General features: G+C 72.7%; 18 protein-coding genes. 7 read left to right on the top strand and 11 right to left on the bottom strand.

Annotation, left to right across the window (positions count from 1 at the left end):
* Positions 1 to 61: 61 nt before the first annotated feature.
* Complete coding sequence (locus MHY49_RS04905) at positions 62 to 715, top strand: response regulator transcription factor (protein ID WP_239202964.1); 654 nt, start codon at positions 62 to 64, stop codon at positions 713 to 715.
* Positions 715 to 1,539: a DUF4097 family beta strand repeat-containing protein gene (locus MHY49_RS04900; protein ID WP_239202962.1), complete on the top strand. Its 825-nt coding sequence runs from the start codon at positions 715 to 717 to the stop codon at positions 1,537 to 1,539. Before MHY49_RS04905 ends, MHY49_RS04900 begins: the two co-directional genes overlap by 1 nt.
* Before the next feature lie 117 nt (positions 1,540 to 1,656).
* Here the strand turns inward: MHY49_RS04900 and acs are convergent, their stop codons facing one another.
* The 7 genes from acs to MHY49_RS04865 form a co-directional block, all read right to left on the bottom strand.
* A complete protein-coding gene (gene acs, locus MHY49_RS04895; protein ID WP_239202963.1) occupies positions 1,657 to 3,633 on the bottom strand; it encodes an acetate--CoA ligase in 1,977 nt (658 codons plus the stop codon).
* A gap of 162 nt (positions 3,634 to 3,795) precedes the next feature.
* Positions 3,796 to 4,692, bottom strand: a complete 897-nt coding sequence (locus MHY49_RS04890) for a hypothetical protein (protein WP_239202961.1) — start codon at positions 4,690 to 4,692, stop codon at positions 3,796 to 3,798.
* On the bottom strand, positions 4,670 to 4,873 hold the full coding sequence (locus MHY49_RS04885) for a CopG family transcriptional regulator (protein WP_200501299.1): 204 nt from the start codon (positions 4,871 to 4,873) through the stop codon (positions 4,670 to 4,672). Before MHY49_RS04885 ends, MHY49_RS04890 begins: the two co-directional genes overlap by 23 nt.
* A gap of 66 nt (positions 4,874 to 4,939) precedes the next feature.
* Positions 4,940 to 5,878, bottom strand: a complete 939-nt coding sequence (locus tag MHY49_RS04880; protein WP_239202960.1) for a hypothetical protein — start codon at positions 5,876 to 5,878, stop codon at positions 4,940 to 4,942.
* The gene (locus MHY49_RS04875) at positions 5,875 to 6,687 is read right to left on the bottom strand and encodes a hypothetical protein (RefSeq protein WP_239202959.1); all 813 of its coding nucleotides are present in this window, start codon (positions 6,685 to 6,687) and stop codon (positions 5,875 to 5,877) included. The genes MHY49_RS04880 and MHY49_RS04875 overlap by 4 nt, the downstream gene beginning before the upstream one ends.
* 376 nt (positions 6,688 to 7,063) lie before the next feature.
* Positions 7,064 to 8,458: an L-serine ammonia-lyase gene (locus tag MHY49_RS04870; protein ID WP_239202958.1), complete on the bottom strand. Its 1,395-nt coding sequence runs from the start codon at positions 8,456 to 8,458 to the stop codon at positions 7,064 to 7,066.
* Positions 8,455 to 10,248, bottom strand: coding sequence for a DEAD/DEAH box helicase (locus tag MHY49_RS04865; RefSeq protein WP_239202957.1), 1,794 nt, complete (start codon positions 10,246 to 10,248; stop codon positions 8,455 to 8,457). The genes MHY49_RS04870 and MHY49_RS04865 overlap by 4 nt, the downstream gene beginning before the upstream one ends.
* A gap of 302 nt (positions 10,249 to 10,550) precedes the next feature.
* Here MHY49_RS04865 and panD point away from each other — a divergent pair, with 302 nt between their 5' ends.
* From panD to leuS, 3 genes are all read left to right on the top strand, one after another.
* On the top strand, positions 10,551 to 10,958 hold the full coding sequence (gene panD, locus MHY49_RS04860) for an aspartate 1-decarboxylase (protein ID WP_200501304.1): 408 nt from the start codon (positions 10,551 to 10,553) through the stop codon (positions 10,956 to 10,958).
* Between the two features lie 23 nt (positions 10,959 to 10,981).
* Positions 10,982 to 11,908: an AEC family transporter gene (locus tag MHY49_RS04855; protein ID WP_239202956.1), complete on the top strand. Its 927-nt coding sequence runs from the start codon at positions 10,982 to 10,984 to the stop codon at positions 11,906 to 11,908.
* A 211-nt stretch (positions 11,909 to 12,119) separates the two neighbouring features.
* Positions 12,120 to 15,038, top strand: coding sequence for a leucine--tRNA ligase (gene leuS / locus MHY49_RS04850; RefSeq protein WP_239202955.1), 2,919 nt, complete (start codon positions 12,120 to 12,122; stop codon positions 15,036 to 15,038).
* A gap of 78 nt (positions 15,039 to 15,116) precedes the next feature.
* Here the strand turns inward: leuS and MHY49_RS04845 are convergent, their stop codons facing one another.
* Positions 15,117 to 16,505, bottom strand: a complete 1,389-nt coding sequence (locus MHY49_RS04845) for an MFS transporter (RefSeq protein WP_239202954.1) — start codon at positions 16,503 to 16,505, stop codon at positions 15,117 to 15,119.
* Between the two features lie 164 nt (positions 16,506 to 16,669).
* Here MHY49_RS04845 and MHY49_RS04840 point away from each other — a divergent pair, with 164 nt between their 5' ends.
* The gene (locus tag MHY49_RS04840; RefSeq protein ID WP_239202953.1) at positions 16,670 to 17,956 is read left to right on the top strand and encodes a hypothetical protein; all 1,287 of its coding nucleotides are present in this window, start codon (positions 16,670 to 16,672) and stop codon (positions 17,954 to 17,956) included.
* Between the two features lie 90 nt (positions 17,957 to 18,046).
* Here the strand turns inward: MHY49_RS04840 and clpB are convergent, their stop codons facing one another.
* Positions 18,047 to 20,794, bottom strand: coding sequence for an ATP-dependent chaperone ClpB (clpB, locus tag MHY49_RS04835; protein WP_370645981.1), 2,748 nt, complete (start codon positions 20,792 to 20,794; stop codon positions 18,047 to 18,049).
* Positions 20,795 to 21,116: 322 nt separating this feature from the next.
* Between clpB and MHY49_RS04830 the strand changes: the two genes are divergently transcribed.
* Positions 21,117 to 22,625 (top strand): PrsW family intramembrane metalloprotease, encoded by a 1,509-nt coding sequence (locus tag MHY49_RS04830; RefSeq protein ID WP_239202952.1) that lies wholly within the window; start codon positions 21,117 to 21,119, stop codon positions 22,623 to 22,625.
* Here the strand turns inward: MHY49_RS04830 and MHY49_RS04825 are convergent.
* Complete coding sequence (locus MHY49_RS04825) at positions 22,594 to 23,070, bottom strand: RNA-binding S4 domain-containing protein (protein WP_239202951.1); 477 nt, start codon at positions 23,068 to 23,070, stop codon at positions 22,594 to 22,596. The genes MHY49_RS04830 and MHY49_RS04825 overlap by 32 nt on opposite strands.
* Positions 23,067 to 24,554, bottom strand: a complete 1,488-nt coding sequence (locus MHY49_RS04820) for an amidase (RefSeq protein ID WP_239202950.1) — start codon at positions 24,552 to 24,554, stop codon at positions 23,067 to 23,069. The genes MHY49_RS04825 and MHY49_RS04820 overlap by 4 nt, the downstream gene beginning before the upstream one ends.
* Between the last annotated feature and the right edge of the window lie 29 nt (positions 24,555 to 24,583).

Below are 24,583 nucleotides of genomic sequence, written 5' to 3'. Positions count from 1 at the left end.
ACTCCGCGAAGGAGACCCACCGATGAGCACGACCCGATCCCCCCGCCCCGCGCGCGAGAGCCTGCGGATCGTCATCGCCGAGGACTCGGTGCTCCTGCGGGCGGGCCTCGAACGCCTCCTGGCGGCCGCCGGCCACCAGATCGTCGCCTCCGTCGAGGACGCGACGGGGCTGCTGGATGCGGTCTCCCGCCACGAGGTCGACCTCGCGATCGTGGACGTGCGGATGCCGCCCACCTTCACCGACGAGGGCATCCGCGCCGCCGTGCTGATCCGCGCCCAGAACCCGGGCGTCGCCCTGCTCGTGCTCTCCCAGTACGTCGAGGAGCGCTACGCCTCCGAGCTCATCGCCGACTCCGGCGGGGCGCTCGGCTACGTGCTCAAGGACCGGGTGGCCGACGTCGAGGAGTTCCTGCGCGTGGTGCGCGCCGTCGGCGACGGCGGGACCGCCCTGGACCCCGAGGTGGTCCAGCAGATCCTCGTGCGCTCCCGCCGCCGCTCTGTGCTGGAGGACCTCTCCCCGCGCGAGAGCGAGGTGCTGCAGCTGATGGCGGAGGGCCGCTCCAACGCGGCCATCGCCGAGCGGCTGCACGTCTCGGCGGGGAGCGTCGAGAAGCACATCTCGTCCCTGTTCGCCAAGCTCGGACTGCCCCCGGTCGACGGTGAGAACCGTCGGGTCATGGCCGTGCTGCGCTACCTGGAATCGGAGGACCGCTGATGCTCACCGCCCAGCTCCCGCCCCGCCCCCTCCCCGAGGGGACCGGACGCGACCGCACGATGCGGCGCGTGCTCGTGCTCATCGCCGTCGTCTGCCTCGTGCTCACCGCCGGAGGGCTCGCGGCGCGCAGCATCGCCGCGGGCATCGAGCAGTCGCGCTTCCCCGAGGCGCCCGCCGTGCTCGCCGCCGGCTCGCCCTCGTCCCTCGAGGTCACCTCCTCGGTCTCCGACGTGACCGTGCGCGTGAGCGACGAGGTCGACCAGGTCACCCTCGCCCTCGTCGAGCAGGGCACGGACACCGTGCCCGCGGATCCCGCCCCTGTGAGGGCGCGCTGGGTGCGCAGCTCGCACGACGGGACGCTTCGCGTGGACGTGCAGCGCCCCCGCCTGGAGGCGACCTCGAACTGGTTCGACGACGAGGACCGCGACCTGCTCGTGCTCGTCCCGCCGGACACCGCTCCCGATCTCTCGCTCGCGGTGAAGGCCGACGTCGGGAACCTCTCGGCCCAGGGCGCCCTGGCCGGTCTCGACCTGCGGACCCGCACGGGCGACGTCGACGCCGACGGCGTCTCCGCATCCGGCTCCGTCGCCGCGCGCACCGACATCGGCGACATCGACCTCGCGCTCGACGAGGACGGGGCGCACGAGGTCTCGGCGCGCACGACCACGGGCGACGTGTCCATCGCTCTCCCCTGCTGCGAGACCTGGGACGTGGACGCCCGCTCCGAGGAGGGCTCGACCGACGTCGACGCCGGGATCCGGGGCGAGGGAGCGGCGCTGCGGGCCCGCACCGACATCGGCGACGTGAGCGTCACGCGACGCTGAGGCCGACTCGGGCCGTACGCACCGCGGCGCCCCTCACCACGATGGTGAGGGGCGCCGCGCCACGAGCGGGGTCCCGGCGGCGTCGGACCGCGGTCCGGCGCCGTCAGGGACGGACGCTCACTTCTTGTCCTCGAGGCCCTTCTGGATGAGGTCCATGACCGAGGAGTCGGCGAGGGTCTGGGTGTCGCCGATCGTGCGGTGCTCGGCGACGTCGCGCAGGAGGCGGCGCATGATCTTGCCGGAGCGGGTCTTGGGCAGCTCGGTCACCAGCAGCACCTTCTTGGGCTTGGCGATCGGGCCGATCTCCGTGCCGACGTGGGCGCGGAGGATCTTCGCCGCCTCCTCCTCGCCGCCGGCGGCCTCGACATCGCCCTGGGTGCCCTCGCGGAGGATCACGAAGGCGACCACGGCCTGACCGGTGGTCTCGTCGTCCGCGCCGACCACGGCGGCCTCGGCCACCCAGTCGTGGGAGACGAGCGCCGACTCGATCTCGGTGGTCGACAGGCGGTGGCCGGAGACGTTCATGACGTCGTCGACGCGGCCCAGGAGCCAGATGTCGCCGTCCGCGTCGCGCTTCGCGCCGTCGCCCGCGAAGTACTTCCCGGGGAAGCGCGACCAGTAGGTCTCCTTGAAGCGCTCCGGGTCGCCCCAGATGGTGCGGAGCATCGAGGGCCACGGCTCGGTGAGCACGAGGTAGCCCGTCTTCTCGTTCTCGATGGTCTCGCCGTCGTCGCCCACCACGTCGGCGCTGATGCCGGGCAGCGGCACCTGTGCGGAGCCGGGCTTGGCATCGGTGATGCCGGGCAGCGGGGAGATCATGATCGCGCCGGTCTCGGTCTGCCACCAGGTGTCGACGATCGGGCAGCGGTCCCCGCCGATCACGCGCCGGTACCAGAGCCAGGCCTCGGGGTTGATGGACTCGCCGACGCTGCCCAGAAGGCGCAGGGAGGAGAGGTCGAACTTCGCCGGGATGTCGTCGCCCCACTTCATGGCGGTGCGGATGGCGGTCGGCGAGGAGTAGAAGATGCTCACGCCGTACTTCTGGACGATCTCCCACCAGCGGCCCTGGTGGGGCGTGTCCGGGGTGCCCTCGTAGATGACCTGGGTGGCGCGGTTCGCCATGGGGCCGTACACGATGTACGTGTGGCCGGTGACCCAGCCGACGTCCGCCGTGCACCAGTACACGTCGGTGTCGGGCTTGAGGTCGAAGACGTCGCGGTGGGTGTAGCTCGCCTGCGTGAGGTAGCCGCCGGTGGTGTGGACGATGCCTTTGGGCTTCCCGGTGGTGCCCGAGGTGTAGAGGATGAACAGCGGGTGCTCGGCCTCGACCCAGACGGGCTCGTGATCGGGCGAGGCCTGCTCGCGCGCCTCGTGCCACCAGACGTCGCGCCCCTCGGTCCATGCCACGTCGGCCCCGGTGCGGCGCACGACGAGCACGTTCGTCACGGACTCCGCGCCGCCCGAGAGAGCCGCGTCCACCGCGTCCTTCAGCGGCAGGGCCTTGCCGCGGCGGAACTGGCCGTCGGCCGTGATGACGACCTTCGCCTCGGCGTCCTCGATGCGCGAGCGCAGGGCGTCGGAGCTGAAGCCGCCGAAGACCACGGAGTGCGGGGCGCCGATGCGGGCGCAGGCGAGCATCGCGAACACGGCCTCGGGGATCATCGGCAGGTAGATCGCGACCCGGTCGCCGGTGGTGACGCCGAAGCCCTCGAGGACGTTCGCCATCCTGCTGATCTCGTCCTTGACCTGGGCGTACGTGAAGGCGGCGTCGGAGCCGTCCTCGTACTCGGCGAGCAGTGCGACCTGCTCGCCGTGACCGGACTCCACGTGGCGGTCCACGCAGTTGTACGCGGCGTTGAGCTCGCCGTCGGCGAACCACTTCGCGAACGGCGGGTCGGACCAGTCCAGGGTCTCGGTGGGGGTCTTGTGCCAGCTCAGCGACGCGGCGCGGGACTTCCAGAAGCCCAGGCGATCGCGCGCGGCCTCCGAGTAGAGGGACGGTCGGGCATTCGCGTTCTGGACGAACGCCGAGCTCGGGGGGAAGGTGCGGTTCTCCGCGGGGTGGGTGCCGGTCGAAGTGGCGTCGTCGGACATCATCGCTCCTGCGTACGGGGTCCCGCGGCGCTGACCGCGGGGCGTTCGGTCTTCCGCCTCACCGTATCGCAGGAGACCCACGTCACGGGAATGCGCCCGCGCGTTCGGACACCTGGTGCGGACACCGGGATCGGCGCCCGCCGCGCGCGGGCGCCGAACCGCTCAGGGCAGCGGATGGATCTCGACCTCGATGCCGTCGGGGTCGGGCACGTGGACCGCGCGCACGGCGCCCTCGACGAGACGCGCGTCGTGCCCGGCGGTGCGCAGCCGCGCCGTGAGCGCCTCGAGGTCCTCCGAGGTCTCGAAACCCAGGCGCGCCTGGAGCGTGGGCGGGAGGTCGGGCATCTCCGGGGAGGCGCGGCGCGTGCGCTCGCGTCCGGCCATCGGCGCGTGGAGGCCGATGATCCCCGCGCTCCCGGGCCCGTGGAGCTCGAGCCATCCGCTGCGCTCGGCGGAGGCGATGATCTCCCCGTCGGACCCGTCGGCCCCGTCGGCCCCGCCGGCCGCTGCGGGGGCGAAGCCGAGCCGGCCGAGCCAACGCGCGTCGCGCCCGAAGTCCTCGCTCGACAGCACCGCGCACACGTGCAGGCGCGGATCCGGGGACGCGTCGTGCCCCTCGTAGCCGTAGAGGTCCACCTGGTCCTCGTTCAGCGAGACGCCCTCGCCGCCGGGCCCGGTGATCATGCCCTGCCTGCCATAGCTCTCGTCCCAGACCGTGACCTCGATGCCCTCGCGCTCGAGGGCCTCTGCGGCCCTGTCGGCCGACGGCGTCGCCATGCACAGGTCCGTGGTGCCCGGCCGGGCGCCCGTGGCGCTGGTGGAGGCGGCGTGCACCATGACGGCTCCCGCACCCGCGCGCAGCTCGCCGAAGCCGTCGTCGCCCGCGGTGATGCGGCGGGCCATGCCGAGCTCCACGAGGAAGGCGATCATCGCGCGCGGATCGGCCGTGAAGCGCAGGGGGAAGACGGTGAGCTCTGGCGCGCCGACGGCCGGCTCGGCGGGCTCCAGGTCCGTCCCGGCGGCGGATGCGGCGTTCTCAGGAGTGGTCTCGGGCGTCATCGTCGACGCTCCTTCCGAGGTGCGCGCGCAGCGCCGACTCGACGAGTGCGCTGAGGGAGGACGATTCGTCGATCGCGCGATGCTTCACGGCGACCACGAGGTCCTTGGGCAGGTAGACGTTGAACTGCACCTTGCGGTCGCCGCCGCCGGTGCCGTCCGTCGTGGGAGAGCTTCCGGACATGCGAGCATGCTAGCACTCTCGCATGCTGTCGGGCAGAGGGCCCCTGCGCCCCGTCGCCGCGCGCCCTCACTCCCACTCGAGGACGCAGGTCGCGGCGGCCACCTCGGCCATCACGCTCTGCAGCAGCGCGCCGCGCGGCAGGGAACCCGCGTGCACCTCGTCGACGCGCCGCCCGGCGCGTCCCACGGTCGCGACGGTCCGCCGCACCGACCAGTCGCGCCCGGCCTGTGCGCCCCGTTCCCCGGGCCCCTCGCGCCGAGGCAGGTGCACCTCGGTGACGGCGAGATCCGCGGGGCGCATGTGCCAGCTGACGAACCGTCCGCGCTCCATCGCCCCGGGAAGGGGGAAGGCCAGCTCGAGCACCGCCGCCTCGCCCTCGTCGAGGGGGCGCGGCAGCACGACCTCGAGGAGGGTCGCGCCGCCGGGGAGCGCCACGCGCCTCCCCAGGTCGGCGCCGACCACCCGTGCGTCCGACGAATCCAGCGGGTCCGGCGGCGCCTCGAGCACCGCGAGGAGCCGGTCCGCCCCTCCGCGCTGGGCCGTGAGGACGACGTCGTAGTGCAGGATCGCCTCGCCGCCGGGAGCATCGAGATCCAGCGCCGTGCGCACGTACTCGCGGCGCAGGCCGTCGTCCCAGCGCAGGCCCCACGCGCGACGGGCGTCCTCCGCCTCCTTCCCGCGGGGGAGCAGGCGGGCCGCCTCCGCCGCACTCCGGTAGCGCCAGGTCTCGGCGTCGATGTCCACGAGGTCCACGAGCTCGCCGTCCTCGAGGTCGAGGCACTGCTCGAGAGCCTGCACCACCCCCAGGGACGAGCGGCGGCGGGGCCGGGAGCGCCCGCTCGCCCAGTACGAGAGGGTCGCGGGCGACGTCGGCGCGCCCGTGCGCGCGAGCATGCCGGCGAGCTCGGCGAAGCCGATGCCGCGCGAGATCATGGTCTCCCGCAGCCGCACCGCGAAGGCGCTGCCGGCGCCGAGCCCGCGGCGCCTGGGCACCGTGGCGGTCATGCAGCCCCCCAGGTCCATCCCAGACGCACGGATCCCTCGTCGATCCCGTGGGCGACGACGGCCGCGATGCCGTCCCTGCCCACGTCGACCGCGTGCTCGGCGCTCGAGCGCGCGGTGGCCTCGCGCGAGCGCACGATCGACGCCGCGGAGGCGGGGAGCGCCCCGACGGGGAAGCGGCACTCGAGCACGATCGTCGAGACGGGGAACTCGGTGTGCACGATGTAACCGCCCTCGAGGTCGTCCGAGGGGGCAGGGCGCTCGAGGGGCCGGACCGTGTAGTCGAGAGCGCCGATCCTGCCGGGAGCGATCGGCACGTCCAGCAGGAGCTCGGTGAACAGCAGCCCGCGCTCGGGCCACGAGCGCTGGCGCCCCACGCGACTGCCGTGCCCGGGCACCAGCTCGAGGGGGACGCCCTCGCTGCCGTGGGAGGTGACCCCGAGACGGGAGACGGTCTCGCGGGTCGAGCGCAGCACGCGGCGGATCCGCACCCCGATCGGACGGTGCTGCGGATCGATGTCGACGCGGTGATGGACGAGCAGCCGCTGCACGGTGTCCCCCTCGTCGAGGCCCATCTCCGCACGCACCCGCTGGACCGGGTCCTCCGTCTCCGTCCGGGCGCTCCAGTGATGGGCGGGGAGGCTGCGCACGAGGGTGTCCAGGAGGTACCCCCGCGGGGTGCGCAGCACGTTCTCGAGCTCGGCCACGGCGCGCATGGCCTTGTTGCGCCGCGGGCGGCTGCGGCCGTGGCGCCACAGCGAGAGGGTCGACGGCGAGAGGGCGATCCCTGCTCCGCGCAGCCGCTCGCACACGCGCTCGAGAGCGAGCCCGCGCGCGTTGATCGCCGCGTCCAGTCGCGCTCCGAAGGTGTCCTCGGGCAGAGCTCCGGGCGGGTCCGGGGTGAGGGCCGAGGGCGGGGTCGCCGGGGAGCGCAGCAGCGAGGCCGCACGGGGGGGTCGACGTCGGCCCCGGAACCGGGTTCTCCGCCCTGCTCCGCTCGCCCCCGCTCCCGCTGGATCCCATCGACTCCCCCTTGCGATCGGGGCGCTCCCGCACGGGGCGCCCGACTCCGCCTCACCCTACCCACGCAGGCGAATACGGAGGAATCGGACATCGCGACGCGCGCGACGAGGACGTCATGATGCGACGCGGCTCACGCGCGAGCGCCGGTCCTCGTCCGAGGGCCCCTCAGCACTCGGGCAGGGACACGGGAACCGCCGTCACGGCGAGCCCGCCCATGGCGGTCTCCTTGTAGCGCTCGGACATGTCCTTGCCGGTCTGGCGCATGGTCTCGATGACGGTGTCGAGGGAGACGAAGTGCTCTCCGGTGCCGCGCAGCGCGAAACGGGCGGCGGTGATCGCCTTCACGGCGGCCATCGCATTGCGCTCGATGCAGGGCACCTGGACCAGTCCGCCCACGGGATCGCAGGTCAGGCCCAGGTTGTGCTCCATCGCGATCTCGGCGGCGTTCTCGACCTGGCGGGGCTTCGCCCCCATCACCTCGGCGAGGCCCGCGGCGGCCATGGAGCAGGCGGATCCGACCTCGCCCTGGCAGCCCACCTCGGCGCCGGAGATCGAGGCGTGCTCCTTGTAGAGCGAGCCGATGGCCCCGGCGGTGAGCAGGAAGCGCACGGCGACGTCGTCGGGGTCGGCGTCGCGCAGGTAGTGGGTCGCGTAGTAGAGGACGGCCGGGATGATGCCGGCGGCGCCGTTGGTGGGGGCGGTCACCACGCGCCCGCCGGCGGCGTTCTCCTCGTTCACGGCGAGCGCCGCGAGCGAGACCCATTCCAGAGCGGATTCGGCGCCGTGGCCGGGGTCCTCGGCGCTGAGGGAGTCGTACCAGGAGGCCGCGCGGCGCTGGACGTCCAGCCCGCCGGGGAGCACACCGGGGGTGCGCACGCCGCGCTCGATGCAGTCGCTCATGACGCCCCAGATGCGCAGGGCGCCCTCGCGGATCTCGTCCTCGCCGCGCCACTGCAGCTCGCGCCGCATCATCGCGGCCGACACGGAGATCCCGCGCTCCTCGCACACGCGCATGAGCTCGGCGCCGGTGGTGAAGATCGCCTGCCCCGCCTCCTCGGAGGCGACCTCGGCGATCGACTGGTCCATGTCCGCGGCATCGACGACGAAGCCGCCGCCCACGGAGAACATGGGCCGGCTCGCGATCACCTCGCCGGAGGCGTCGTACGCCTCGAAGGTCATGCCGTTGGAGTGCTGGGGAAGGAAGGTCAGGGGGTGCAGCACGATCGAGGAGGGCCGCAGGGCGACGGGGAGACGGCCGTCCAGCAGGAGCCCGCCCCCTTCCTCGATCCGCGCGACCCGCTCGCGACCGGCCACAGGGTCGACGGTCTCCGGGTCGGCGCCCTCGAGTCCCATCACGATCGCGTCGAGCGTCCCGTGGCCCTGGCCGGTCGCGGCGAGCGAGCCGTACAGGTGCACGCCGACGTCCGCGATGCGCGGACCGGTCTCCCGATCCTCGAGCACCTCCCGGGCGAAGAGGCTCGCGGCCCGCATGGGACCCACGGTGTGGGAGCTCGACGGTCCGATCCCGATGCTGAACAGGTCGAACAGGCTGATGCTCATCGTCCGCCCCTGCGCGGGCCCGCTCCCCCGCCGCCACGGCGACCGCCGCGACCGCCCTGGGAGCCTCCGCGTCCCTGCGCGCCGCCGCGGCCGCCCTGGGAGCCTCCGCGACCGCTCTGGCCGCCGCGGCCGCCCTGGGAGCCTCCGCGACCGCTCTGGCCGCCGCGGCCGCCCTGAGAGCCGCGACCGGACCGCCCGGAGGCGGGATCGCCGCCGGAGCGGGCGCCGCCCTGTGCGCGGCCGGAGCGCGCACCGCCCGATCGTGCACCCCCCGTGCGGCCCTGTCCGGTGCGGCCGCTCGTGCGGCCTCCGCTGCGCTGGCCGGTCGAGCGTCCTGCGCCGGAGCGTCCGCCGGACCCCCGTCCACCGGGGCCGCGCCCGCCGGAGCCGGCCGCTCCGCGCCGGCCGCCTCGACCGGCCGAGGGCCCGCCCTCGGCGGCTGCCTCCTCGTCCCAGGCGGCGCGGAGCTCCTCGTTCGTGCGGCGCTCCTCGGCGCGCGCGGCGTTCGCGCCCTCCCCGTTCGCCACGCCGCCGGAGAGGCGGAGCTTGCGGGGGGCGCCCTTGTGCTTGATCTTCGCCGGGTCGGGGGCCGGTTCGCCCGAGGGCGTGCGGCCGCCCAGGTCGATGAGGGCCTGGGCGTCGGCGCTGCGGGCCTCCTCCCATGCGGGCTCGACCTCGGCCGCCTCGAGCACGGCGCGGGTGCCGCGGGTCTGGTGCGGCAGGGCGAGGGTGACGACGCTGCCGGCGGCGCCCGCTCGCGCCGTGCGCCCGGAGCGGTGCACGTACTCCTTGGCGTCGGTCGCGGGATCGGCGTGGACGACCATGCTCACGTCGTCGATGTGCAGCCCGCGGGCCGCGACGTCGGTCGCCACCAGCACGGGGAAGTCGCCCTCGCGGAAGCCGGCGAGGACGTTGGTGCGCAGCCCCTGCTGCTTGTTGCCGTGCAGCGCCGCCGCCTGCACGCCGACCTCGACGAGCTCGGCCGCGACGCGCTCGGCGCCCAGCTGGGTGCGCGTGAACACGAGGGTGCGCCCGCGGCGCGCGGCGAGCTGCGCGATGACCTCGCGCTTGGCCTTGGGGGAGATCGCGAGCACGTGGTGGGACATGGTCTTCACCGCGGCGGCGACGGGGGTGGTCTCGTGCTCGACGGGGTCGACGAGGAAGCTGTCGACGAGGGTCTCGACCTGTCCGTCGAGGGTCGCGGAGAACAGCATCTTCTGGGTGCCCATGGGGGTCGCGGCGAGGATCTCCCCGACCTGGTCGAGGAAGCCGAGGTCGGCCATGTGATCGGCCTCGTCCACGACGGTCGTCTCGATGCGGTCGAGGAAGAGGGCATCGCGGGCGGCGAGGTCGATCAGACGGCCGGGGGTGGCGACGACGATCTCCGCGCCCCGACGCAGGGCCTCGGCCTGCTTCTCGATGTTCATCCCGCCGGCGACGAGCTGCGCGCGGATGCCCACCGCGCGCGCGAACGGGTGGAAGGTGTCCACGACCTGCACGGCGAGCTCGCGGGTGGGCACCAGCACGAGGCCGAGCGGGCGACGGCGGTGGACCTTGCGCCCTCGGAAGCGGGCGCACATCGAGAGCGCGAAGGCGAGCGTCTTGCCGGAGCCGGTCTCGGCGCGGGCCATCACGTCGCGGCCCGCGAGGGCGTCGGGGAGGATCGCCTCCTGGATCTCGAAGGCGCGGGTCAGGCCCTGTTCGGCGAGGACGGCGAGCAGCTCCTCGCTGAGCGCCATGTCCTCGAAGCGGGACGTGCTGTGGGCGCTGCGGCGGCGTGCCTTGGGCATCGGGGGTCCTCCTGGGTCGGGGCGCCCCTCGGGGCCGATCGGTGTCCCGATCCGGCCGTGCATCGGGCCTGCGATCGGATCGTCGATCGGGCGGAGCGCCCGTCCATCATCGCGCACAGCGCGCTCGCGCGAGGCCGTGCGGGGCATGCGGGTGCGCAATGCCTCCCGTCGACCGGACAGCGCCGCCCCGCCGTCGGCCCGACGACGCCCGGGATCCGGGGCCGACGCGGCGCTCGTCACAGGCCGCCTCACGGGGTGGTCGCGCCTCGCCGGTCCGGTGTGCCCGTGGGACAATGGCACCGATGATGCGCACACTCATGACCTCGAAGATCCACCGCGCGACCGTGACCCAGGCCGATCTGCACTACGTCGGCTCGGTGACGATCGACGCGGCGCTCATGGACGCCGCCGGGATCCTCGAGAACGAGCAGGTCTCGATCGTGGACGTCACCAACGGCGCCCGGCTCGAGACCTACGCGATCACGGGCGAGCGCGACAGCGGCGTCATCGGCATCAACGGAGCGGCCGCGCACCTGGTGGTCCCGGGCGACCTCGTCATCCTCATCGCCTACGGCCTGTTCGATGCGCAGGAGGCCGCCGACCACCACCCCCGCGTGGTGCACGTGGACGGCGCGAACCGCGTGGTGAAGGTGGGCGACGACCCCGCCGAGCCCGTGCCCGGCATGCCCGACCAGCGCACCGGCCGCTGAGCCGCGCACGGGTGCGCTGAGTCGTGACAGGGGTCCTCTCCGGGTTCTTCATCGTCTGGTGCCTGATCGCGATCGGCTGGATCGTCGGGCGCACGGGCGTGCTCGGCGAGCAGGGGCGCTTCGTCCTGAACCGCACCACGTTCTTCCTGGCCTCCCCGTGCCTCGTGCTCACCTCGCTGCTCGAGTCGGACCTGGGGCAGGTGCTGTCCACGCCCATGCTCATCGCCGGGGTCTCCGGACTCGTCTCGGGCGGACTGCTCCTGCTGATCGTGCGCCTGCTGACGAAGCGCCGCGGAGCGGAGCTGGTGGTCACCGCGATCAGCGGCTCCGTGGTCAACGGCGCGAACATGGGCTTCCCGATCGCCGCCTACGTGCTGGGCGACACCTCGCACGCGCTGCCCGTGATCCTCTTCCAGCAGGCGATCTACACGCCGCTGTACCTGTTCGTGCTGCACGCCGTGACCACGAAGATGCGCCCCTCCCCCGCGGGCGTGCTGCGCAACATCGCCTCGAACCCGACGATCGTGGCCGCCGTGGTCGGGATCGTTCTCGTCGTGTGCGGGGTGAAGCTGCCGGAGGTGATCCTGCAGCCCTTCGGCTCGATCGCGGACATGGCGATCCCCGCCATGCTGCTGGCCTACGGGATCTCGCTGATCGGCTCGGCGCCGCTCGCCAAGGACGACGGCTACCGCGGACTGATCGCGATCGCCACCGCCTTCAAGCTCGCCGTGATGCCCCTGATCGCGCTCGGCCTGGGACTGCTGCTCGGGCTCGGCGGTCACGATCTCTTCGCGGTCGTGGTGATGGCCGCGCTGCCCACGGCGCAGAACGTGTTCGTCGCCGCCTCCCAGTACAAGGCCGCCGAGAACCTCGCCCGGGACACCGTGCTGCTGACCACGGTCGGCACCGTGATCACCCTGCTGATCGTCTCCGGCGTGATGAGCGCGTGACCGGGTCCTCCGTGACCCCGACGACGGGTCGCGATAGGATCGCCCCGTGGCTCGTTCGCTCCTGCTTCCGTAGCCGCGCCGGACATGCGTCCGCCCCAGCCCTCGGCCCCGGGGATCGGACACCGACGCGGCTCCCCTCGCCTGTGCGGGGGTTTTTTTGTGCCGGAGCGGGCACGGGCCCCAGGACCACCACCGAGAAGGACAGACATCCATGAGCGAGGCACCCTTCCGCTACACGGCCGAGATGGCCCGGAGCATCGAGGAGCGCTGGCAGAAGCGCTGGGACGAGGACGGCACCTACGACGCCGTGAACCCCGTGGGGCCGCTCGCGGACGGCACGGCCCCGGCGGACCTGCCCGAGAAGATGTACATCATGGACATGTTCCCCTATCCCTCCGGGGTGGGGCTGCACGTGGGCCATCCGCTCGGCTACATCGCGACCGACGTGATCGCCCGGTACCAGCGCACGCTCGGCAGGAACGTGCTGTACACGATGGGCTACGACGCCTTCGGCCTGCCCGCCGAGCAGTACGCCGTGCAGACCGGCACGCACCCGCGCACCACCACCGAGGCGAACATCGCCAACATGCGCCGCCAGCTGCACCGCCTGGGCCTGAGCCACGATCCGCGCCGCTCCTTCGCGACCACGGACCCGGAGTTCGTGAAGTGGACGCAGTGGATCTTCCTGCAGGTCTTCGACTCCTGGTACGACCCGTCGGCCCCGAACGCGGACGGTGTGCGCGGGCGCGCCCGCCCGATCTCCGAGCTGGTCGAGGAGCTGCGCGCGGGGACCGTCGACCCCTTCGCACTGGCCGAGCGCCAGGGCATCGCCCTGCCCGAGGACTGGGCGGGACGCAGCACCGCGGACCTGGCGGGAGCCTCCGAGAAGGAGATCCGCGACCTGGCGGCTTCGTTCCGCCTGGCCTTCATCTCCGAGACGCCCGTGAACTGGTGCCCGGGACTGGGCACGGTGCTGGCGAACGAGGAGGTCACCTCCGAGGGGCGCTCCGAGCGCGGCAACTTCCCCGTCTTCAGGCGCACCCTGCGCCAGTGGAACATGCGCATCACGACCTTTGCCGACCGCCTGCTCGAGGACCTGGACCGCGTCCAGTGGCCCGAGGCCGTGCGCTCCATGCAGCGCAACTGGATCGGCCGCTCCCACGGCGCCCAGATCGCCTTCGGCATCGCGGGCCGCGACGGGGACGGCGCGGGCTTCGAGGTCTTCACGACCCGGGCCGACACGCTGTTCGGCGCGACCTTCTGCGTGCTGGCCCCCGAGCACTCCCTGCTGAGCGACGTCGACTCCCTCCCGGAGGCATGGCCCGAGGGCACGAAGGACGCGTGGACGGGCGGAGCCGCGAGCCCGCGCGAGGCCGTGCGCGCCTACCAGCAGCGCGCGGCCGCGGCGGGCGAGGAGGATCGCACCGCCGAGGACCGGGAGAAGACCGGCGTGTTCACCGGCCTGTTCGCCGTGAACCCCATGGACGGCCGCCGCCTGCCCGTGTTCACCGCGGACTACGTGCTCACCGGCTACGGCACCGGCGCGATCATGGCCGTCCCCGCGGAGGACGAGCGCGACTTCGCCTTCGCCGACCGCTTCGAGCTGCCGATCATCCGCACCGTCCAGCCGCCCGCCGACTTCGAGGGCGGCGCCTGGACCGGCGAGGGCGCGAAGATCAACTCGCGGAACGACGAGCTGGACCTGGACGGCCTGGACAAGGACGAGGCCAAGCGCCTGGCCACCGAGTACGCGACCGCGAAGGGCTTCGGGCGCGCCCGCACCACCTACCGTCTGCGGGACTGGCTGTTCTCCCGTCAGCGCTACTGGGGCGAGCCCTTCCCGATCGTCTACGACCCCGCCGACCCGGAGACGCCGATCGCGCTGCCCGAGAGCATGCTGCCCGTCGAGCTGCCCGAGGTCACGGACTTCTCCCCGAAGACCTTCGACCCGCTGGACGCCGAGACCGAGCCGCAGACCCCGCTCTCGCGCGCGACCGAGTGGACGCACGTGACGCTGGACCTGGGCGAGGGCCCCAAGGAGTACCTGCGCGAGACGAACACGATGCCCCAGTGGGCGGGTTCGTCCTGGTACCAGCTGCGCTACATCGACCCCTCGGACGCCGCCCACGCGGTCGATCCGGACAACGAGCGCTACTGGATGGGCCCGCGCCGCGAGGGCGACGTGGGCGGCGTCGACCTCTACGTCGGCGGCGTCGAGCACGCCGTGCTGCACCTGCTGTACGCGCGGTTCTGGCACAAGGTGCTGTTCGACCGGGGCGTCGTCTCCAGCCAGGAGCCCTTCCACCGGCTCATCAACCAGGGATACATCCAGGCCTTCGCGTACACCGATGCGCGCGGCATGTACGTCCCGGCCGACGAGGTCGTCGAGGAGTCCGACGGGACCTTCACCCACCGTGGGGAGAAGGTCACGCAGGAGTACGGCAAGATGGGCAAGAGCCTGAAGAACGCCGTCACCCCGGACGACATGTACGACGAGTACGGGGCGGACACCTTCCGCGTGTACGAGATGTCGATGGGCCCGCTCGAGGACTCCCGTCCCTGGGAGACCCGCGCCGTCGTGGGCTCGCAGCGGTTCCTGCAGCGGCTGTGGCGCCTGATCATCGACGAGGACAGCGGCGAGCTGCGCGTGAGCGAGGATCCGGCCGACCTGCCCACGAAGCAGGCGGTGCATCGGACGATCGACGGCGTCTCCCGCGACATGGAGACCTTCGGGTTCAACACGGCCATCGCGAAGCTCATCGAGCTGGTCAATCAGCTGACGAAGTCCGGGGCCTCCCCGCGCGAGGCCGTCGAGCCGCTGGTGATCATGCTCGCCCCCTTCGCCCCGCACCTGGCGGAGGAGCTGTGGACGCGCCTGGGGCACGAGGGCACGGTGACGCGCGAGCGCTTCCCCGCGGCCGATCCGGAGCTGGTGAAGGCCGAGGCCGTCACCTGCGTGGTCCAGATCAAGGGCAAGGTCCGCCACCGCCTCGAGGTCGATCCCGAGATCGGCGAGGACGCCCTGCAGGAGGCCGTCCTCGCCGAGGCCCGGGTCCAGGAGCTGATCGGCGACGCCGAGATCCGCAAGATCATCGTGCGCGCGCCGAAGCTCGTGAACATCGTCGTCTGATCACGGCGGGCCGACGGGGCGAGATCCCCGTCGGCCCCCGCATCGGCGCCGGGGCCCGGCGCCGTCAGCGGGGCGGCGTCACCGGGGCGACGTCGCGACGCCCGCGGCGCCCTCGACGGAGGCGGAGCCGACCTCGCGCAGGTCCTTGCCCCTGGTCTCGGGCAGGCACAGGACGATGGTGAGCGTGGAGATCACGAGCAGCGCGATCGCGTAGATGCCGAAGGCGATCTGCCCGCCGGTGCCCGAGCCCACATGGGTCGAGACGAAGGTGTTCACGTACGGCGCGGTGCCGCCGAACACGGCGATCGCGATCGCGTAGGGGATGCCGAAGCCGCTCGTGCGCTCGGCGGTCGAGAACATCTCCGCGTACATCGCGGGGGCGTGGGAGAGGAAGCCGGCCAGGAGCGCGAGCTGCACGCAGATCGCGAGGGTCAGCTGCCAGAACTCGCCCTGGATCAGCAGCACCAGCGGGATGTAGGCGATCGCGGACCCCAGCAGGGCGATCACCGCGCAGGTCTTCCTGCCCGCGCGGTCCGAGGCGATGCCCCACAGCGGCAGGGCGATGATCAGCACGACGTTGCCGATCATCGAGGCCTCGAAGGCCTCGGAACCGGAATAGCCGAGGTTCTGCTGGGCGAGCGAGGCCATCGACACCGACCACACGTAGTAGCAGACCGTGAGGCCCGCGGTCATGCCGATGACGATGAGCCCGGTGCGCCAGTTGCGCGCGAGCGCGAGCCAGACGTTGGCCCTGGAGCCGCTGGCCTCCTGCTGTGCCCTGTTCTCCTCGAACACCTCGGACTCGTCCATGGAGCTGCGGATCCAGAGGGCGACGAGCCCCAGGACGGCGCCGCCCGCGAACGGGATCCTCCAGCCCCACGCGCTCATCTGCGCCTCCGTGAGCACGCCGGAGAGGACCAGGCCGACGACGAGCCCCGCGAGCAGCCCCAGCGTGCCCGTGACGTAGATCGAGCTGGCCCAGAACCCCCGCCGGTTCCGCGGCGCGTGCTCGGCCAGGTAGGTCTGGGCGCTGGGCAGCTCGCCGCCATGGGCGAGGCCCTGCACGAGGCGCGCCACGAGCAGCAGGGCGGAGGAGGCGACGCCGATCTGGCCGTAGGTGGGCAGCAGCGCGATGAGCAGAGATCCCGCCGAGGCGCAGAGCACGGCGATGGTCAGGCCGTGCTTGCGGCCGATGCGGTCGCCGATCCAGCCGAAGACGACGCCGCCGAAGGGGCGTGCGACGAAGCCGACGGCGAAGATCGCCATGGTCGCCAGGAAGTCCGAGGCCTTGTCGTCACCGTTGAACGCCTGGGCGGAGAAGTACACCGCGAAGCTCGCGTAGATGTTCCAGTCGTACCACTCGAGGGCGTTGCCGATCCCCGTGCCGAGCAGGGTCTTCAGCGTGGACTGTGCGGGCTGCGCGGGCCGGGCGCCGGCGCCGGCCGGTGTCGTGGGGTGCGTGGTCATGCCGCCCAGGGAAGCACGGGCGGCGGGAGGGGCGCGAAGGTTTCTGCCCTTCGGACCCGTGGACGCGGCGCTCCGCGGCCCTGACGACTCCTCCCCACCGCGAGTTCTCCACAGCGGCGCCGCTCCCCCGGCGAGCGCAGCCTCATCTGCGTAGCGTCCGCGGCATGAGTGGATTCCTGGGATGCGACACGGTGCAGATGCAGCAGCTCGCCCGGCGGTTCGAGAGCGCCGCCACAGGCCTGGAGGCACGGGCGGGCGTGCTCGATGCCGCCGGCGGCCTGCGGTGGGAGGGGCCCGACGCGGAGGCCTTCCGCGCAGCTGCCGCGACCGCGGGGCGGCAGCTGCGCTCGCACAGCGCGAGCCTGCATGCCCTCTCCGATGTTCTGCGATCCCAGGCCGATGAGCAGGAGCGGGTGAGCGGCGCGGAAGGGGCTGGCGGGGCGCAGATCGTCCCGGGCGGGGCGCAGATCGGTCCGGGCTCCGGGGCCGACGGCCTCGATCTCGGCGCGATGGCGCGCAACGGTCTCTTCGACCTGTTCGAGGACGCGACCGGGCTCGAGGAGGACGACGTGCACGATCTCGTCGAGCCGCACCCGCTGGGATATGACGATCCGGAGGGCATGAGCCGCTGGGTGGACGAGACCTCCTCCGAGCTCGCGAAGAAGCTCTTCGAGCTCGCCCGGCGTCCGGTCCCCGGCTGGCTGTCTCCGGGGAAGCCCTTCGCCCATCCGATCGACCCCGGTCTCGCGGAGGCGGTGCGCGAGCGCGCGGCGGCGCTCGATGCACCGGTGCGCCCCCATGATCCGTCCTTCGACCTCGACCCGAGCCATGAGCAGCAGGGATCCGAGCTGCGGCACTCGCTGCTCGCGCGCGTGCCCTATGCCGGCGAGGCCCAGGCCGCGCTGGATGCCCGGGAGCACGTCGAGTCCATGCGCGGGCGGATGGAGTCGTTCGCGACCGAGCACGGCCTCGGCGAGGAGACGGCTCCGCTGTTCGCCGCCATGCGGCTCTCCCACGCACCCGACGAGGCGCTGTTCGGCGAGAAGTCCGCCGTCGGCTCGATGCTGTCAGGCACCGATCAGCTGCTCGGCGGCGTCCTGCAGACCAAGGACGAGGTGGGCGGCGCCCTGGGCGACGGGGATCTCCCCGGCGCCGCACGCGCCATGGAGACCGGCGCCTACCGCGAGCTGGGGATCGCCGCGCACACCGCGACCACCACGCCGATCACGTCCTTCGGACCGATGATCTCGACGCAGCTGGAGGCGGAGGCCGACATCCTCGACTCCCCGATCTTCCAGGGCACGGGCATCGACGGCGACGAGATGCGCGCGCACCAGCGGGAGGTCGACGGATTCATGGAGGACTTCGAGCGCCGCAGGACCAACCTCACCGACACCGAGCCTCTGCTGGAGATGCGCCGGAGGGTCGCCCCCATGCCCTGGGACGAGTGAGGAACGGCGCCGGATGCCGCAGGGCCCCATCCGCCGCGATGGCGGATGGGGCCCTGCGGGCCGGGGTCTCACCCCGCGGAGGGCGGGACGTCAGCGCTGCGCCCTGTCGTCCTCGCTGCCGAGGTCGACGTCCGAGAGGTCGACCGGGGCCGCGGTGTCCTGCGGGGCGGAGGTGTCCTCGAGGATCGCGTCCTCCGCCTCGCGGGCATCGGCATCCGACTCCCGCAGGTCGCCGTCCTCCGCGGAGCCGACCACGTGCAGCTCGAGACCCGACCCGTCGGCCACGACGCCCGCGGAGACGTGGTCCCCGTCGTGCACCGTGCCGCGCAGGATCATGCGCGCCAGGGCATCGCCGATCTCCTTCTGCACGAGCCTCTTCAGCGGGCGCGCCCCGTAGAGCGGATCGAAGCCCTCGTCGGCGAGCCACTGGGTCGCGGCGTCGTCGACGTCGAGGGTGATCCGGCGCTCGGCGAGCCGCGCGGAGACCGAGGCCACCTGCAGGCGCACGATCCGGGCGAGCTGCCCGCGGTCGAGGGCGTCGAACATGATGACGTCGTCCAGGCGGTTCAGGAACTCGGGCTTGAAGCTCGCCCGCACCACGTTCATGACGTTGTCGCGGCGCTCCTTCTCGCTGAGCGCCTGGTCCTGCAGGAAGTGGGCCCCCAGGTTCGAGGTGAGGATCAGGATCGTGCTGCGGAAGTCCACCGTGCGGCCCTGGCCGTCGGTCAGGCGGCCGTCGTCGAGGACCTGCAGCAGGATGTCGAAGACGTCCGGGTGGGCCTTCTCGATCTCGTCCAGCAGCACGACCGTGTACGGGCGGCGGCGGACCGCCTCCGTGAGCTGGCCGCCCTCCTCGTAGCCGACGTATCCCGGAGGGGCGCCGACCAGGCGGGAGACGCTGTGCTTCTCCCCGTACTCCGACATGTCGATGCGGGTCATCGCACGCTCGTCGTCGAACAGGAACTGCGCGAGCGACTTCGCCAGCTCGGTCTTGCCCACGCCCGTCGGCCCCAGGAACAGGAACGATCCGGTGGGACGGTTCGGGTCGGCGATGCCCGCACGGGCACGCCGCACGGCGTCGGAGACCTCGGTGACGGCCTGACGCTGCCCGATCAGGCGCTCACCGATGATGTCCTCCATGTCCAGGAGCTTCTGCGTCTCGGACTGCAGCATGCGCCCGGCGGGGATGCCGGTCCAGTTGGAGACCACCTCGGCGATGTCGTCGGGACCCACGCGATCGGAGACCAGCGGGCGGGACTCCTCGGCCTCGCCCGAGGCCTCGACCTCCTCGGCGTCCACGAGCTGGCTCTTGAGCGCGGGGATGTCGCCGTACAGGATCTTCGAGGCGGCGGTGAGGTCGCCCTCGCGCTGGGCGCGATCGGCCTGCATGCGCAGCTGCTCGAGCTGCGCCTTGAGGTCGCCGACCTTGTTCAGCCCGGCCTTCTCGCGCTCCCAGCGCACCGAGAGCTCGTCCATCTTCTCCGTGCGGTCGGCCAGCTGGCCGCGCACCGATTCGAGCTGCGCCTGGCTGCCGGGATCGTCGCTGCCCTGCAGGGCCAGCTCCTCCATCTTCAGACGGTCCACCTGGCGGCGCAGGATGTCGAGCTCCACCGGCGAGGAGTCGAGCTCCATGCGCTGGCGCGACGCTGCCTCGTCGACCAGGTCGATCGCCTTGTCCGGCAGCTGCCGGCCGGAGATGTAGCGGTCCGAGAGCGTCGCGGCGGCGACCAGCGCGGCATCGGTGATCGAGACCTTGTGGTGGGCCTCGTACTTGTCCTTGAGCCCGCGCAGGATCGTGATGGTGTCCTCGACGCTGGGCTCGCCGACGAAGACCTGTTGGAAGCGGCGCTCGAGGGCCGGGTCCTTCTCGATGTTCTCGCGGTACTCGTCGAGGGTGGTCGCGCCCACCATGCGCAGCTCGCCGCGGGCGAGCATGGGCTTGAGCATGTTGCCCGCGTCCATCGAGCCGTCACCGCCGCCGCCGGCGCCGACGACCGTGTGCAGCTCGTCGATGAACGTGATGATCTGGCCGTTGGACGTGCGGATCTCGTCGAGGACGGCCTTCATCCGCTCCTCGAACTCGCCGCGGTACTTCGAGCCGGCCACCATCGAGGACAGATCGAGGGAGATCAGGGTCTTGTCCCGCAGGGACGCCGGGACGTCGCCCGCGACGATGCGCTGGGCGAGGCCCTCGACGACGGCGGTCTTGCCGACGCCGGGCTCGCCGATCAGCACGGGGTTGTTCTTGGTGCGGCGGCTGAGCACCTGCACCACGCGGCGGATCTCGGCGTCGCGGCCGATCACGGGGTCGAGCTTGCCCTCGCGGGCCTGCTCGGTGAGGTCGAGGCCGAACTTCTCCAGGCTCTCGAAGGTCGATTCAGGGTTCTCCGTATCCATGGGGTTCTCTCCGATCAGTGCGGGAAGGGCATCGCGCAGCGTGCGGGGCGTCGCGCCGAAATCGGCGAGCAGCCGTGCGGCGTCGTCCTTGCCGAGCGCGATGCCGATCAGGAGGTGCTCGGTGGACAGATGGGTGCGGCCGGCCTCGTCGGCCTCGCGGCGCGCCGCCTCGAGGGCGTCGTAGCCGCTGCCGACGAAGGTCGGATGGGTGTCGCTGCCGCTCACGCGCGGCAGGGCGTCGATCGCCCGGGTCGAGCGTTCGACGATGCGGTCGGGGTCCGCCCCGACCTTCTCGAGCAGGGCGCGCGCGATGCCGTCCTTCTGCTGGGCGAGAGCCCACAGCAGGTGGATCGCGACGACCTGGGGGTTGCCGAGCTCCGCCGCCCGTTCGGCGGCCTGGGCCACGGCTTCCTGGGAACGGGTGGTGAAGTGGAACTCCACAGTCGCTGCCTCCGGTTCGTGGATGGTCGATTCCGGGCCGCTGCGAGGACCAAGACCGCACGCGCACCCTCGACGAGGCGCACGGCGGGGCACGGTCCGTCGCGACCCGTCACACGTTGCAACGTCAGGGAAGTTGAGTCTATTCCGCTCAACCCCTGCCTTCCCATGGCCTGCATCACGATACTCGCGGAGAGTGACGGGACCGAGACCGTCGTCCACATTCGTCGGCCCTCCCCGGACGCGGGATCACCCTCCCGGTAGCATCGGCACTCCGGCGCCTCCTCGGCTCCCGCCCGCCGTTCCCGTTCCCCACGAGGACCCCATGACGCATCCGCCGTCCGCCCCTCAGCCCCCGCAGCAGCCTCCGCAGCGGCGCCCGCTCCAGCCTCCGCCCCGGGAGCAGCAGCAGGCGCCCGGTCGACAGCAGGCGCCCGGTCGACAGCAGGGGCCCGGGCAGCAGCCGTTCACGGGCCATGGCTCCGCTCCGCAGGGCGGACCGGGCCCGCAGGGCCAGGGGCAGAGCCAGAGCCAGGGGCAGCCGGGCGGTCAGTACGTCCATTACGAGCTGCCGCGCCTGTACGACACCTCGAGCCGTCCCGCCGGGCCGCTGACCCGTGCGCGCTTCGCTCCCGCACCGGTGCAGCGCCCGCAGCAGGCGCAGCCGGATTCGGCGTGGGCGACGCAGACCCGTCGCATCCAGGAGGTCCAGCAGCAGCCGAAGGCGGGCATGCCGCTGCCGATCGTGCTGGGCTGGATCCTCGCGGTGCTCCTGGGTCTCGGGCTGCTCGTGCTGCTCACCCTGCTGTTCCTGCTGTACGTGCTGGAGGGCTCGAGTCCCGGTGCCTGGGTGCTCGAGGCTGTCCTCGCCTCGTTCTCCCTCGTCGTCATCATCGGGGTGATCGTGCTCGCGGACCGCTGGGATCCCCAGCCGATCCCCCTGCTGATCAGCGCCGTGCTGTGGGGCGCAGCAGCCGCCGCGGGCACAGCGTACGTGGTCAACACCGGGGTCTCGATCCTCGCCTACCAGGTGACGGGCGACGAGGGCGCCGCCTCGTTCGTGGGGGCCGTGATCAGCGCGCCCTTCACCGAGGAGAGCGCGAAGGGTCTCGGCCTGGTGGTGCTGTTCCTGGTGGGACGGCGCTACTTCAACGGCCCGCTCGACGGCCTCGTCTACGGGGCCCTCATCGGCGGCGGATTCGCGTTCACCGAGAACATCACGTACTACGGGACCGCCTGGGACCACGGCGCGGCCTCGGGCGTCGCGGTCTCGGTGGTGATCCGCGGGATCATCGGCATCTTCGGCCACGCCATCTACACCTCTCTGACCGGCGTGATCATGGGCCTCGTCGCACGCAAGTGGGGCACCGTGCCGGGCGCGCTCGTCTATTTCGTGGCGACGTGGCCGGGCATGTTCCTGCACTGCATGTGGAACCTGTCCTCGTTCCTGTTCCCCGGTCTCGGGGGCCTGATCGTCATGCTGCTGCTCGAGTTCGCGCTCTCGGCCCTGTGGCTCGCTCTGATCGCCGTCCTGGTCTGGGACGAGTCGCGCCTGACGCGCGTGCGCCTGGGCGAGTACGCGAACCTCGGCTGGCTCACGCACGAGGAGGTCACCATGCTGGGGACCTGGAAGGGACGGCGCGAGGGCCGCTCCTGGGCGCGCACGATGGGCGCCCTTCCCGTCATGAAGCGCTTCATCCGGGAGTCCGCGGAGCTCGCCTCGACCCGTCAGCGGCTGCTGGCCGACGGGGCGAGCCCGAAGGCCACGGCGCACGAGAGGGAGCTGCTGGACCGTCTCACGGTCAATCGTCGCGAGCTGCTCTCCCGGGCCTGAGGTCGTCCGAGGTCTCGCCGAGGGCCTCGGCGGAAGCCATCCCGCGACCCCGCAGACGGTCCATCTCCCGCCGGTCCTTCTTGGTGGGCCGGCCGGCGCCGCGGTCGCGGCGGGGCGGCGCAGCGAGCAGCTGCGGCGCGGGCTCCGGCGAATGGTCCTCGTAGGCCTCGCGGGCGACGGGCGCGCCGACGCGCTTCTCGAGCAGCCGGGTGACCACGACGATCCGCTCCCGTCCGGGACGACGCACCCGCAGCTCGTCCCCCACGGAGATCCGCTGCGAGGCCTTCACGAGGTCGCCGTCGCGCCGCACGTGCCCGCCGCGGCAGGCCGCCGTGGCGGCGGAACGGGTCGGGAACAGGCGCACGCTCCACAGCCACACGTCCACGCGCACGGCCGTCGGACCCGTCGGGCCCGACGCCCCGTTCGGTCCCTGTCCGCCGCTCATGGCACAGCGACCTCGCGCACGAGCGGCCAGGGATCGGCCCGTTCGAGCTGGGCGGCGAGGGCGAGCAGGAGCTCGTCGTCACCGCCGCGCACGGCGCCCAGCTGCACGCCGAAGGGGAGCTCGACGCCGTCGATCTCCTCCCTGTGCAGGGGCACCGACATCGCCGCGCGACCGGTCATGTTCCAGGTGCTCGTCCAGGGGGTGAAGGCGCACTGGGCGTCGAAGTCCGCCTCGGGATCCTCCAGCTGGAGGTCGGCCGGGAATGCGGGGGGCGCGGCGAGGGACGGGGTGATCACGACGTCGAGGCCGTCGAAGGCCTCCCCCACCTCACGGGCCAGCATCTGCATCCCCGCGAGGGCGCCGGTGACGGCGCGGCCGTCGTACTCGCGCCCGCGCTCGCGCAGCCAGCGGGTGAGCGGCAGGAGCAGGGCCTCGGCCTCGGGCGGGAGGTCCAGGGCGGCGGCGCCCACGGTCCACAGGGGCATGAACGTGCGCCAGCGCGTGGTATGGAAGGGCGCGGGCACCGTCGTGACCTCGTGTCCGAGCGTGCGCAGCAGGGAGCTCGCGCGCTCGACGGCGCGCAGCGCGGCCGGGTGCACGTCGGTCGCGATCGCGAGGGGCTCGGTGAGCACGCCGATGCGCAGGCCACTGCCGCCGGTGCCGGGCAGTCCGCCGGAGGCCTGCTCGAGCGGTGCGAGACAGCCATCGCGAGGGGCACGTCGGCCCCAGGCGTCGCCGGGGCGCACATGGGCGATCAGGTCGAGCCCGAGTGCCGCGTCGCGCACGGTGCGGGCGAGGATCCCGTCGGTCACCAGGCCCGGCCCCTCGGCGCCGTGAGGCCCCGGGGAGACCAGCCCTCGCGAGGGCTTGATGCCGACGATGCCGCAGCACGCGGCGGGGATGCGTATGGAGCCGCCGCCGTCGGACCCCTGGGCGATCGGCACGATGCCGCTCGCGACGGCCGCGGCCGCTCCTCCGCTCGAGCCGCCGGCGGTGCGGCGCGTGTCCCAGGGCGTGCGGGCGGGCGCCGTGGTGGCGGGCTCGGTGTAGCAGGGCAGGCCGAACTCGGGGGTTGTCGTCTTCCCGATGGTCACGGTGCCCGCGTCGAGGATGTCCTGGGCGACGCCGTCGCTGACATCCGCGCGCGTGCCGGCCAGCACCGCGCTGCCCGCCTCGAACGGCTCGCCCTGGATCCGGGTGAGGTCCTTGATGGGCAGCGGCACACCGAGCAGGGGGCGCGTGCGCGCGAGCGCATCGCGCTCGGAGTCGCTGCGCGCAGCGGCGAGCTCCTGGGCGGCCGCCTCGGCCTGGGTGCGGCTGCGGTCCTCGAGCAGATGCGCGAAGGCGCCGACACGGGGGCCGACGGAGCGGGCCTGTGCGAAGACCCTGTCCGTGTGCTCGCGGACATCGACCTCTCCGTCGCGCAGCGCGCGGGCGAGTGCGAGGGTGTCAAGGCGGAGGGGATCCGCCGCAGACATGGTCATCGGAGGTCCTCCTGCATCGCGGGATGCCA

Origin of the sequence: Brachybacterium sp. ACRRE, from assembly GCF_022346485.1 — a bacterium.
Taxonomy (GTDB): domain Bacteria; phylum Actinomycetota; class Actinomycetes; order Actinomycetales; family Dermabacteraceae; genus Brachybacterium; species Brachybacterium halotolerans.
The sequence above is the reverse complement of the archived record's forward strand: the minus strand, read 5'-3'. Positions and strand labels throughout refer to the sequence as shown.